The organism is Arthrobacter sp. 210 2 (assembly GCF_059093025.1).
Genome location: NZ_JBNHIE010000002.1, coordinates 14,480 through 26,562, shown reverse-complemented (window position 1 = coordinate 26,562; position 12,083 = coordinate 14,480). Strand labels below are relative to the sequence as shown.

Sequence of the window (12,083 nt, the reverse complement as noted above, 5' to 3'; positions counted from 1 at the left end):
CATCGAAGCACCACTTTCGGAAACGGGGCCATTTCCGTCCCCGCCGATATTCAGCGCAATGAGAGGGAGCAACGATGCTCACCGAGGAACTCGTATTCCAAGCTTCTGATTCCCGCGCAGCGGTTGCCCGTAACGGGTCTCCCACCTGGGTTGAAGCCCGGCAGCTGGCCTTCGACTGCGCCAGGCCGCTCCCGCCGGCGAGCCTGCCCCTGGCTGACGCCGCCGGCCGCGTCCTCACCCGGGATGTCACTGCACTGCAGGACCTTCCGCACTATGCATCATCAGCCATGGACGGCTGGGCCGTGAACGGCCCGGGCCCCTGGCTTCTTCCGGAGGACAACCCTTCACCGCAGCACGCGACGCTGCCGGCGGACCAGGTGCTCTTACCGAACCGGGCACGCGCCATTGCCACCGGGGGACTGGTACCGGACGGCGCCGGCGCCGTCCTGCGCAAGGAAAGCGGCCAGGTATCCACGGACGCCGCAGGCAGGCACGTTCTCATGCTGCGTCCCGATGCGCGCCAGGGCGAGCCGCATCCCGGCCAGCACATACGTCCGGCCGGTGAGGAGGCAAGGGCAAGCAACGTGCTGCTGCCAGCCGGTACTGTCCTCAACCCTGCGCACCTCGCCCTGGCGGCCGTAGCAGGCCACGACGAAGTCCCGGTCCGCGCCCGGCCCGCAGTCGCCGTCGTACTGACGGGGGCGGAAGTGGTGACGCACGGCGTTCCTGCACCGGGACAGGTCAGGGACACCTTTGGCCCGCAGCTGGGCACGGTCGTCGGGCAGCTCGGAGGTACTGCCGGCCCTCCCGTGAGGATCGGCGACTCGTTCAGCGAGTGGCTCGCCGCCCTGGCGGACTGTGCCGCGCCGGCCGGTGAACGGCCCGATGTCATCATCACAACAGGCGGGACCGGCAAGTCCGGGACGGACCACTTCCGCGCGGCCATAGCCGCGCTGGGCGGCGAACTGCTGCTTGACGGGATCGCCATGCGCCCCGGCCACCCCGCCGTGCTGGCCGGACTCCCGGACGGCCGCTTCGTCGTCGGACTGCCCGGAAATCCCCTGGCGGCCATGATGGCGCTCCTGACCATCGGTGCACCGCTGCTGGCTGCCCTCGGAAACCGGCAGCTGCGGCCGCTGGACCAGGTGCTGTCCGGCAGTGACATCGAACCGGACGCGGGACGCACCCGGCTCATCCCCTGCAGATTCCTTTCCGGGCTGGCGTTTCCGCTCCAACACACGGGGCCGGGCATGATGCGCGGCCTGGCATGGGCGGACGGCGTTATGGCCGTTCCCCCATGCGGTGTTCAGTCAGGCGAACCTGTCCCCGTCCTCCCTCTTCCCTGGACACAGCCAGGTGAGACCATAGATTCCACGAACAGTCAGGGATACACGCCATGGCCCGTATGACCCAGCGCCGGAAGATCCACCGTTTCCACCTGGATGGATCAGCCACCGAGTTCCCCGTCCGGTTCAAGGAGGATGTCCTCGCCGCCGAGGAGCCCCTGGAAATCCGGCTGGCCGGACGGTCCTTTGCCGTCACCATGAGGACTCCCGGCGACGACTTTGACCTCGTGGCCGGTTTCCTCGTCTCGGAAGGCGTCATCCGCCACCAGTCAGACCTGGTGTCGCTGCGCTTCTGCGCCGGCAGGAACGGGGATGTACAGACCTTCAACGTGGTGGATGCCCAGCTGGGACCTGGCGCGGCCATGCCGGACACCATGCGGCACGTCTACACATCAAGCTCCTGTGGCATCTGCGGGACCGAATCCATCGACGCCGTCCGCAAGACCCTGCACTTCGACCCCTCCGGGGACGGGCTGCGGGTTCCCGTGGACCTCCTGGCCGGGTTGCCGGAAAGGTTGCGGGAGGCCCAGGCCGTCTTCGACAAGACCGGCGGCGTCCATGCAGCGGGCCTGTTCAGGATGGACGGGGATGAACCTGAGCTGCTGTGCCTGCGCGAGGACGTGGGCCGCCACAATGCGGTGGACAAAGTAGTGGGCTGGGCGCTGCGGGAGGGGCTGCTCCCGCTGCGGGGCACCGTCCTGCAGGTCTCGGGCCGCGCCTCGTTTGAGCTGGTCCAGAAGGCCGCCCTGGCGGGAATCCCGGTCCTGGCTGCCGTCAGCGCGCCTTCCAGCCTTGCCGCGGACCTTGCTGCCGAGACCGGGGTGACCCTGGTGGGATTCAGCAGGGGGCACAGCCTCAATGTTTATGCCGGCCGGGAACGGATCGGACGTCCCGGCAGGGTGGCGGCGGAGGCGGCGTCATGCGCAACATGAATCACGTGGTGCAACAGCGTTTTTCGGACATTTAACGTGTCAAGAGTTACGGAGCGCCTTCAGAAAAACCTTGACTTTGAATGTGGTCTAGCGCACTCTGTTGCTTAGCGCGAATTCTGTTGATTCTTGCGGAACACCTCCCCCAGGGCTTCCCGGCCCTTCCTATGTGAATAAGAACCCTGAACCTAAAGAGGTGCGACACCACAGTCAGCGAATCGGGCGTGGACCCCAACCTTCCGCCCGGACTATCGCCCCAAGGGCATGCATCAATGCCTGCCCGTGACTCGCCGAGCAAAGGAACCCGCTCATGGCTATCAACAGCGAAATATCATCCCCCAAACCGAACGGCCTTCCCGTGGACAGTGATCCACTGGAAGCCCCTGTCAGGCCGAACCCGGACGTGAAGGACAGCACCGTCCCGGCAGCCGGAGCTGCCGCAGCCGGCACGCCGCCGGCAGAAACTGCCCCGGCCGAAAGCGAGACCGCCATCCTTCCGGAGACAGAAGAATACGAGCAGATCCTCGAGGAGCTGCGCCAGAGCAAGACCGAGCAGGCAGTCTCCGAACGCCGCAACCGCAAGCTCATCCTCGACAAGACCACGTTCGGCATCACGGGCGTCCTCGCCCTGGCCTTCGTGGTCTGGGGGTTCGTTGGCAAGGAAAGCCTTTCCACAACCTCCACCGCAGCCCTCGACTGGGTGATGGAGTACACGGGCTGGCTCTTTATGGTGCTGGCCTCCCTCTTCGTAGTTTTTGTCCTGTGGCTGGCCCTGGGCAAGTTCGGAAACATCCCGCTGGGCAAGGACGGCGAAAAGCCCGAGTTCCGGACCGTGTCCTGGGTGTCGATGATGTTCGCCGCCGGCATGGGCATCGGCCTGATGTTCTACGGTGTCGCAGAGCCCCTGTACCACTTCATCACTCCCCCGCCCGGCACCGTGGACGGCCGCACGCCGGACGCCATCCAGACAGCGATGGCCACGTCCATCTTCCACTGGACCCTCCACCCCTGGGCCATGTACGCAGTGGTGGGTATTGCCATGGCGTACGGCACCTACCGGCTGGGCCGCAAGCAGCTGATCTCGGCTGCCTTCACCTCGCTGTTCGGCATCAGGACGGTGGAAGGCCCGGTGGGGAAGTTCATCAACATCCTCGCCATCTTCGCCACGCTTTTCGGCACGGCCGCGTCACTGGGCCTCGGAGCACTGCAGATCGGAAGCGGCCTCACCTCCAACGGCTACGTGGGTGAAATCGGGACTCCCGTCCTGGTGGCCATCGTCGCCATCCTGACGGCGTGCTTCGTCGCCTCCGCCGTATCCGGCATCAGCCGCGGCATCCAGTGGCTGTCCAACACCAACATGGTCCTGGCCGTCATCCTTGCTTTGATCGTCTTCATTGCCGGGCCCACCCTGTTCATCCTCAACCTCATCCCGTCGGCGGTGGGAGATTACGCCCGCGACCTGGCAGAGATGTCCTCCCGCACCGAGGCCGTGGGCGATGAAGCGCTCCGCACCTGGATGTCAGGCTGGACCATCTTCTACTGGGCATGGTGGATCTCCTGGACGCCCTTCGTAGGGATGTTCATTGCCCGCATCAGCCGCGGCCGGACCATCCGGCAGTTCGTGACCGGCGTCCTGCTGGTCCCGAGCATCGTGAGCGTCATCTGGTTCGGCATCTTCGGCGGTACTGCCTTCAAGATCCAGCAGGACGCCGACAAGGCAAACCTGCCGGGCCTGATGACGATCACCGACGGAACTGCCAGCATTGATTTTGACGGCGCCCTGTTCAACCTGGTCAAGAACCTGCCCCTGCCGGCGTGGCTGATCGCCGCCGTCGTGGTCCTGGCCATGGTGTTGGTTGCCATCTTCTTCATCACCGGCGCGGACTCGGCGTCGTTGGTTATGTCCTCGTTGAGCTCCAACGGCTCCTCGGAGCCGAAGCGCGGCCTGGTCATCTTCTGGGGAACGCTCACCGGTGCAGTGGCGGCAGTCATGCTCCTGGCCGGCGGTGACGAACCTTCCGAAGCCTTGTCGGGCCTGCAGCGGATCACCATCGTTGCGGCGCTGCCGTTCGTCGTCGTGATGCTGCTGCTCTGCTTCGCCCTGGCCAGGGACCTGCGCCGGGACCCGCTCTCGCTGCGCCGCCGCCTGGCCACCTCCGTGGTGGAGCGGGCCATCCGCACCGGCGTCGAGCAGCACCGCGGGGTCCAGTTCGACCTCGTCACCAAGCACGAATGCGCGGAAACCTGCCCTGACCCGGAGTCCTGCTCCGGGGGAAGCTCCGGAAGCGGCAGCTCTGCAGTCACCTCCGGTCCGGAGACCGACAGGAAATAGCTTTACGTACTGGCCCTGGTGATCACATCACCAGGGCCAGTTTCTTGTTCCGGGAGCTTAGCCGGCAATGCTCCCGGCGAGTGTTGCCTCGACGACGTCGGGCGACAGGACGTGCTGGGTGACCATCTGGCTGGCCCCGAGGATTGCCGCGCGGGGCCCCGCCATCGAGATGCCGATCCGCAGGTGTGCCGTGGCCAGCGGCAGCGAGCGGCGGTACACCACCTCGCGGATCCCGGCCACAAGGTGCTCCCCTGCCTCCCCGATGCTGCCGCCGATGATGACCATGGACGGATTGAGCAGGTTGACGGCGGCGGCCAGGACGTCGCCCACATCGCGCCCCGCCTGGCGCAGCGCCTGGACGGCCTGCGGGTGCCCCTCCCGGACAAGCCGAAGCACGTCGGCGCCCGTTGCCGCATCCAGGCCCTGCGCCTGGAGCTGCCGGGCGACGGCGGGTCCGGACGCGAGCGCTTCGAGGCAGCCGTAGTTGCCGCAGCGGCACAGGACGTCATCGCCCCGCGGCACGCGGACATGGCCCAGGTCGCCGGCCGTGCCGTTTGCCCCGCGCTGCAGCTGTCCGCTGCTGATGATGCCCGCGCCAACGCCCGTGGCGACCTTGATGAAGAGGAAATTGCTGTGCTCGGGCCAGTAGGCGGTCCGCTCCCCGAGGGCCATGATGTTGACGTCGTTGTCCACCAGGACAGGGACCGGCAGCGAGCGTTGGACATACGGGACCACGTCGAATCCGTCCCATCCCGGCATGATGGGCGGCTTAACCGGGCGCCCGGTGTCATGTTCAACCGGGCCGGGCAGGCCGATGCCCACTCCGGCAAGGTCCTTGAGCTGGCGGCCGGCCTCGGCGAGCAGCTCTTGTCCAAGGGCAAGGATCCGGCCCAACACGGCCTCCGGCCCATCAGCCACCTCCTGCTCCAGCCGGCGCTCCGCCACAATGCTGCCCGCAAGGTCAGTGACGGCCACCACCGCGTGGGTGGCCCCGACATCGACGGCCAGCACAACGCGCGCGGCCGGGTTGAAGGCAAAGCGCGACGGCGGCCTGCCGCCGCTGGAGCTTGCCTCCCCCGCGGGCCCAACCAGGCCGGAGCTGATGAGGGCATCGATGCGGGAGGCAACGGTGGAGCGGGCCAGCCCGGTAGTGATGGCAAGTTCGGCGCGCGTCCGTGCCTGGCCGTCACGCAGGAGTTGGAAGAGATCCCCGGCACGCCCCTGCAGCCCCTGGATGTCAGGCGGAGCAAATCGGCCGGCGGTTTTGGTCATACGAAATTGATAGCACGCCCACTTACTTCTGTCACGCGCACAACTTTTGCTTGACCTTCGGCAAAAGTCCTTCTAGCTTTGCACTAAGACAAACTGCGGGCGGGACACTGCCACATGCCGAAGAAGCCAGGAGAACCATGCCGTATTCAGTCCAGCTCTACACGCTGCGCAACGCCATCGAGGACGACCTGCCCGGAACCATCAGGAAGGTGGCGGAGATCGGCTTCACGCAGGTGGAGCCCTACAACTTTGTGGCCACCGCCAGGGAGCTGGGCGCCGCGCTGAGGGAAAACGGCCTGGCCGCACCTTCCGGCCACGCTCCGCTGCTCAGCCAGGACCAGGACGAAATTTTCGCCGCGGCCAAAGGACTCGGCATTGCCACCGTCATCGAGCCCTTCATCCCGGCCGATCACTGGCAGAACGCGGAGGACATCCAGGCCACGGCGGCCAGGCTCAACGCAGCAGCCAAAAAGGGCGCCGAATACGGGATCCGCGTGGGCTACCACAACCATCAGTGGGAGCTGGAGTCCACCATTGAAGGCCGCACCGCCCTGGAATACTTCGCAGGCCTGCTGGATCCGGAGGTGGTCCTGGAGGTGGACACGTACTGGGTGGCTGTCGGCGGCCATGACCCCGTGGACATCCTTGCCAGGCTGGGTGACCGGGTGAAGCTCATCCACATCAAGGACGGCCCCCTGACCACGGACACCAAGGCGCAGCAGCCCGCAGGGCAAGGCAAGGTCCCGGTCCTGGACGTCATCGCAGCGGCGAAGTCCCTGGAGACAGGCGTGGTGGAATTCGACGACTATGCCGGCGACATCTTCGACGGCATAGCCCAAAGCCTGGCCTTCCTGAACAGCACCGCCACCGGCAACGCTGCGGAAGGAGCAACCGCATGAGCCCCCTTTCCGCACGCAAAGGCCCGGTAGGCGTCGGCGTCATCGGCGCCGGCAACATCAGCAAGCAGTACCTGGACAACCTCACCGAGTTCCCCGACCTCAAGGTCCACGTCATCGCCGACATGTTCGAAGAGGCGGCCGAGGCCCGCGCCAAGGAGTACGGCATCCCGGAGTGGGGCGGCGTGGACAAGGCGCTGCACCACCCGGACGTGGAGATTATCGTCAACCTGACCATCCCGGCCGCGCACGTTGAGGTGGCCACTGCCGCCGTAAACGCCGGCAAGCACGTCTGGACGGAGAAGCCGTTCAGCCTGGACCGGGAATCCGGGCTCGGCCTGCTCAAGACCGCCGACGCCGCGGGCATCCGCCTGGGCTGCGCGCCGGACACATTCCTCGGCGCCGGGCTGCAGACGGCCCTGCGCCTGATCCAGCGCGGCGACATCGGGACGCCGCTGACCGCGATGACCACGTTCCAGACCCCCGGCCCGGAGTCCTGGCACCCCAACCCGGCGTTCCTGTTCCAGCATGGCGCCGGCCCGCTGTTCGACATGGGCCCGTACTACCTCACCACCCTGATCCAGGCGTTCGGCTCCATCCGCAAGGTGGCCGCCGTCGGGTCCAAAGCCAAGGAAGTCCGCGTCATTGGTTCCGGGCCCAAAGCCGGCGAGGAATTCACGGTTGAGGTACCCACCCACGTCTCGGCGATGGCGCAGTTCGAGTCCGGCGCCTCCTCCCACAGCGTGTTCTCCTTCGAATCCCCCCGCGCACGGGTGGGCTTTGTGGAGATCACCGGCACCGAGGCCACCATTTCCCTGCCGGACCCCAATTACTTCGACGGCGATATCAGGCTCTGGCGGGCCGGAGACGAGGATTGGACCACCATCCCGGCCACCGGCCCCGCGAACGGCCGGGGCATGGGCGTGCTGGACATGGCCCGGTCCATCCGGGCGGGTGTCCCGCACCGCGCCACCGGGGACCTTGCCTACCACGTCCTGGACAGCATGGTTTCCATTTCCGAATCCATCGATGCCGGCACCTTCATCAACGTGGAAAGTTCCGCGCCGGCCTCCGCAGCCCTCCCCGAAGACTGGGCACCCGAAACCGCTACCCTCTAGGAAACCCCGACCATGACACAGCAGACACAAACCAGCGGCGCCCGTTCCCTCGGCGTTGCCGCCATCGGCTACGCCTTTATGGGAAAGGCCCACTCCAACGCGTGGCGGAACGTGGCCAGCTTCTTCGACGTTCCGGCCTTCGAGCAGAAAGTACTCGTGGGGCGTGATGCCGGGCAGGTGGCACAGGCGGCAGCCAAGTACGGCTGGGCTGAGTCCGCCACCGACTGGCGCTCCGTCATCAACCGGGATGACATCCACATCGTGGATATCTGCGCACCGGGCTGGATGCACGCCGAGATCGCCGTCGCCGCCCTCGAGGCCGGCAAGCACGTCCTCGTCGAAAAACCCCTGGCCAACACCCTGGCCGAAGCTGAACTCATGACTGCCGCGGCAGCAAAGGCCCGGGCCCGCGGCGTCCAGTCGATGATCGGCTTCAACTACCGCCGGGTCCCCGCACTTGCCCTCGCCAGGGAACTGATTTCCGAGGGCCGCGTGGGCACGGTGCGGCACGTCCGCGCCGCCTACCTGCAGGACTGGCTTGCCGATGACCAGGCCCCCATGACCTGGCGGCTGCGAAAAGAAACAGCGGGCTCGGGCGCCCTCGGCGACATCGCCTCACACGCCATCGACCAGGTCCTCTACCTCCTGGGCGACCAGGTCACCGAGGTCAGCGGCCGGCTCCACACCTTCGTGGACCGCCGCCCGGGCACCAACGGACCGGAGGACGTCACGGTCGACGACGCCGCCTGGGCAACACTGTCCCTCGCCTCCGGAGCTATCGCCTCGGTGGAGGCCTCCCGGGTGGCCACCGGGCGGAAGAACTCCCTCCAGATTGAGGTCTACGGCGATAAGGGCAGCATCCTCTTCGACCTGGAAAACCTCAACGAACTCGGCTTCCTGGACGCCACCGCGCCCGCCCGGGAGCAGGGCGTCCGGCGTATCCTCGTCAGCGAGCCGGACCACCCGTACCTTGATGCATGGTGGCCGCAGGGCCACATCATCGGCTGGGAACACACCTTCACCCACCAAATCCGCGACTTCCTGCTGGCCGTGCGGGACGGAACCCCGCCGTCGCCGTCGTTCGAGGACGGACTGAACGTGCAGTACATCCTGAACGCCGTCGAGGAATCCGCCGGCAACAAAAGCGCCGCCACACCCGTCCACGCACCGCTTTCCACCGAAGGAGCCTGACATGCCCCGCCCGTTCACCCTTTTCACCGGCCAGTGGGCCGACCTGCCCTTCGAGGAAGTCGCCAAGCTGGCCTCCGGCTGGGGCTACGACGGACTCGAGATCGCCGTCTCCGGCGACCACCTGGACGCCTGGCGCTGGGACGAACCCGGCTACGTCGAGTCCAAACTGGAGATCCTCAAAAAGTACAACCTCAAGGTCTGGGCCATCTCCAACCACCTCACCGGCCAGGCCGTCTGCGATGACCCCATCGACTTCCGGCACCAGGGCATCGTCCGGTCCAAGGTCTGGGGCGACGGCGACCCCGAAGGCGTCCGCCAGCGCGCCGCCGAGGAAATGCAACACACCGCCCGGCTCGCCAAGGCACTGGGCGTGGACACCGTCGTCGGCTTCACCGGCTCCTCCATCTGGCAGTACGTCGCCATGTTCCCGCCCGTCCCCGAAAAGGTCATCGACGCCGGATACCAGGACTTCGCCGACCGCTGGAACCCCATCCTGGACGTCTTCGACGAATGCGGCGTCCGCTTCGCCCACGAAGTCCACCCCTCCGAGATCGCCTACGACTACTGGACCACCGTCCGCACCCTCGAAGCGATCGGCCACCGCGAAGCGTTCGGCCTGAACTGGGACCCGTCCCACATGATGTGGCAGGGCATCGACCCCGTCTCCTTCATCTGGGACTTCAAGGACCGTATCTACCACGTGGACTGCAAGGACACCAAGATCCGCCAGACCGGCCGCAACACCGTCATGGGCTCCCACCTGCCCTGGGGCGACCCGCGCCGCGGCTGGGACTTCGTCTCCGCCGGCCGCGGTGACGTCCCCTGGGAAGCGTCCTTCCGCGCCCTCGCGGCCATCGGCTACAACGGACCCATCAGCGTGGAATGGGAAGACGCCGGCATGGACCGCCTCCACGGCGCGCCCGAAGCCCTCGCCGCGCTGAAGAAGTACGATTTCCCTGCTTCCACCGCTTCGTTCGACGCCGCCTTCAGCAGCAAGGACTGACATGCCCCACGCACTGCTTGCCCTGAACGCGGGCAAGCACGTGCTGGTGGAGAAGGCCTTCACCATCAATGCCCGCGAAGCGCAGGACATCGTGGAGCTCGCGGAGGCCAAGGGGCTGGTGGCCCTGGAGGCCATGTGGACCAGGTTCCTCCCGCACATGGTCCGCCTCCGGGAGATCATCAGGGAGGGCACCATCGGCGAGGTCAGGAAGGTCATCGCCAGCCATAACCAGGACCTCCCCAAGGACCCGGCCCACCGGCTAAACGATCCTGCCCTGGGTGGCGGCGCGCTGCTGGACCTTGGCATCTACCCCGTCTCGTTCGCGTTTGGGCGGCTGGATCGACATCGAACCCACCTGGTACAACCCCACACCCTTCACCGTTTACGACACCCTGGGCAACATCGTGGAACGGTTCGACCAGCCCCTGAAGAGCAGGGGCATGCAGTACCAGGCAGCCGAGCTGGAGCGGCTCGTCAGCGAGGGGCTCACCGGAGGCACCGTGCTGCCGCCGGCTGAGAGCGTGGCCGTGATGGCTGCCCTGGACGGAATCCGCCGCCAGATCGGCCTGGCGTACGACGCCGACGAACGGCTTTAGCGGCCGGCCCGCCTTAGGCGGGACCGCGGTTCAGGACCACCTCGTAGGCTTCCACGCGCCGGTCCGTCACGGTGGTGGGCGATTCCAGGTGGACTGCCCCGGAGGGCAGGATGCCGGCCCCGCCGAAGCGTTCCATGACCTGCCACTGGGCCATGACGTCCTCCCCCGCGTGATCCGGCGGCAGGTCGGGCCAGAAGGTGAACCCACCGGCGTCGTTCAGGGCTTCGCGCCGGTACATCACGCACCCGCCCAGCCATGCCACCCGATAGGGCACCCATTGGCCCGGCTCAAGGGACAGGTCGGCGCTGAGGTGGCTAAGGTTGGCGGCGCTGTGGAGCGGCCAGCGCTCGAACGCGGGGTCCCCCGGGCGGATGCGCTCCGGCATCACCCCGCCCTCCCACGCTTCGAAGTTCGCGGTCTGCCCGGGCCGCCGGTCGTCCAGGTAGGACAGACCCTGCGGGGCCATCCCTACAAAGCCGCACCCAAGCTCGTGGAGCGCGCGGCTGAGCAACTCCACGGCACCCGGCTCCAGCCAGATGTCGTCGTCCAGGAAGAGGCACTGGTCCGCCGTGGACTGCTCCAGCAGGAACTGGCGGTGTTCCGCCAGGCCGCGCCGCGGCAGGTGGCGAAGGAGCCTGACCGGCCGCCCCTGGGCTTCCAGGACCCGCACCATGGCGGCAGCGGCGGGGTGCTTCCAGCCGGGCCCGTCCGTGGACTGGTCGCTGACGACGACGGCGAAGGCCGGGTCGGTCTGTCCGGCAAGTCCCGCGAGGGTGACGGCGAGTTCCGCCGGCCGGTTGCAGGTGGGCACAAGAACGTCCACTGCAACCTGCTCCGGCCTGTCAGCCGGCCGCGCCCACTGTCCTGATGGTCTCCTGCTCACAGTTCCTCCTGGCGCCGGCAGGCAAGGGCCGGCAACTGGCGAATTGGTTTCGCATGGTCCGTACCCCGCCGGGCGCCATGTATGCCGGACACGGCGAAGGCCCCCGTCCCGGCATCGAGCCGTGGCGGGGGCCTTCAGCGGATCAGGACCGCTTATCCGGCGTCGAAGCTCTCGCCGCCGCCGTCCTTGGGCGACTTTTCCTGCGGGAGGTCGTTGCCGCTGCCGTCCGGAATGCCGGTGGCTTCCTGCCCGGGTTCGGATGAGACCGGCGCGGAGCCCTGGGAATCGTCGTTGGATTCATCGATTTCTGCCGCGCTGGAGGGGAGGTCCATGTCACGCGGAACCTGTTCCTCCCCGACGCCGGACTGCGGTTCGTTGGTGTCAGCCCCGCCGGCACCCGATGTGGTGCCGCCCTGGCTTGCGCCCTGGTTGCCGCCAAGCTCCTGCTCAGCCGTCGGAGTGCCGTAGCCGCCCGGGTCCTTTTCCGGCTCGGCGTGCTGGTTTTCCTGCGTCATGG

At 67.1% G+C, this 12,083-nt stretch carries 10 protein-coding genes and 1 pseudogene; 8 read left to right on the top strand and 3 right to left on the bottom strand.

What is annotated here, in order from left to right; translation table 11 throughout:
- Nucleotides 1–74: 74 nt before the first annotated feature.
- From AC5RWA_RS04525 to AC5RWA_RS04515, 3 genes are all read left to right on the top strand, one after another.
- Nucleotides 75–1,409 carry a molybdopterin molybdotransferase MoeA gene (locus AC5RWA_RS04525; RefSeq protein WP_494056722.1) on the top strand — a complete coding sequence of 445 codons (1,335 nt, stop codon included), beginning with the start codon at nucleotides 75–77 and terminating at the stop codon, nucleotides 1,407–1,409.
- Nucleotides 1,397–2,278, top strand: coding sequence for a formate dehydrogenase accessory sulfurtransferase FdhD (fdhD, locus tag AC5RWA_RS04520; protein ID WP_494056721.1), 882 nt, complete (start codon nucleotides 1,397–1,399; stop codon nucleotides 2,276–2,278). Before AC5RWA_RS04525 ends, fdhD begins: the two co-directional genes overlap by 13 nt.
- 307 nt (nucleotides 2,279–2,585) lie before the next feature.
- Nucleotides 2,586–4,607 carry a BCCT family transporter gene (locus AC5RWA_RS04515; protein ID WP_494056720.1) on the top strand — a complete coding sequence of 674 codons (2,022 nt, stop codon included), beginning with the start codon at nucleotides 2,586–2,588 and terminating at the stop codon, nucleotides 4,605–4,607.
- A gap of 57 nt (nucleotides 4,608–4,664) precedes the next feature.
- Here AC5RWA_RS04515 and AC5RWA_RS04510 read toward each other — a convergent pair whose 3' ends face one another.
- Entirely contained in the window at nucleotides 4,665–5,879 is a 1,215-nt protein-coding gene (locus tag AC5RWA_RS04510) for an ROK family transcriptional regulator (RefSeq protein WP_494056719.1), read from the bottom strand.
- A 137-nt stretch (nucleotides 5,880–6,016) separates the two neighbouring features.
- On the opposite strand from AC5RWA_RS04510, the gene AC5RWA_RS04505 reads away from it, so the two are divergent.
- The 5 genes and pseudogenes from AC5RWA_RS04505 to AC5RWA_RS04485 all read left to right on the top strand — a co-directional run.
- A complete protein-coding gene (locus AC5RWA_RS04505) occupies nucleotides 6,017–6,778 on the top strand; it encodes a sugar phosphate isomerase/epimerase family protein (protein WP_494056718.1) in 762 nt (253 codons plus the stop codon).
- Nucleotides 6,775–7,893 carry a Gfo/Idh/MocA family protein gene (locus tag AC5RWA_RS04500; RefSeq protein WP_494056717.1) on the top strand — a complete coding sequence of 373 codons (1,119 nt, stop codon included), beginning with the start codon at nucleotides 6,775–6,777 and terminating at the stop codon, nucleotides 7,891–7,893. Before AC5RWA_RS04505 ends, AC5RWA_RS04500 begins: the two co-directional genes overlap by 4 nt.
- A gap of 12 nt (nucleotides 7,894–7,905) precedes the next feature.
- The gene (locus AC5RWA_RS04495; RefSeq protein ID WP_494056716.1) at nucleotides 7,906–9,084 is read left to right on the top strand and encodes a Gfo/Idh/MocA family protein; all 1,179 of its coding nucleotides are present in this window, start codon (nucleotides 7,906–7,908) and stop codon (nucleotides 9,082–9,084) included.
- A 1-nt stretch (nucleotide 9,085) separates the two neighbouring features.
- Nucleotides 9,086–10,087 (top strand): sugar phosphate isomerase/epimerase family protein, encoded by a 1,002-nt coding sequence (locus AC5RWA_RS04490; RefSeq protein ID WP_494056715.1) that lies wholly within the window; start codon nucleotides 9,086–9,088, stop codon nucleotides 10,085–10,087.
- A gap of 7 nt (nucleotides 10,088–10,094) precedes the next feature.
- Nucleotides 10,095–10,683: pseudogene (locus AC5RWA_RS04485) on the top strand (Gfo/Idh/MocA family protein); the annotation flags it as partial.
- 13 nt (nucleotides 10,684–10,696) lie between these two features.
- Here AC5RWA_RS04485 and AC5RWA_RS04480 read toward each other — a convergent pair.
- Both AC5RWA_RS04480 and AC5RWA_RS04475 read right to left on the bottom strand, forming a co-directional pair.
- On the bottom strand, nucleotides 10,697–11,566 hold the full coding sequence (locus tag AC5RWA_RS04480) for a glycosyltransferase family 2 protein (RefSeq protein WP_494056714.1): 870 nt from the start codon (nucleotides 11,564–11,566) through the stop codon (nucleotides 10,697–10,699).
- Between the two features lie 152 nt (nucleotides 11,567–11,718).
- A complete protein-coding gene (locus AC5RWA_RS04475) occupies nucleotides 11,719–12,081 on the bottom strand; it encodes a hypothetical protein (RefSeq protein ID WP_494056713.1) in 363 nt (120 codons plus the stop codon).
- Nucleotides 12,082–12,083: the final 2 nt, after the last annotated feature.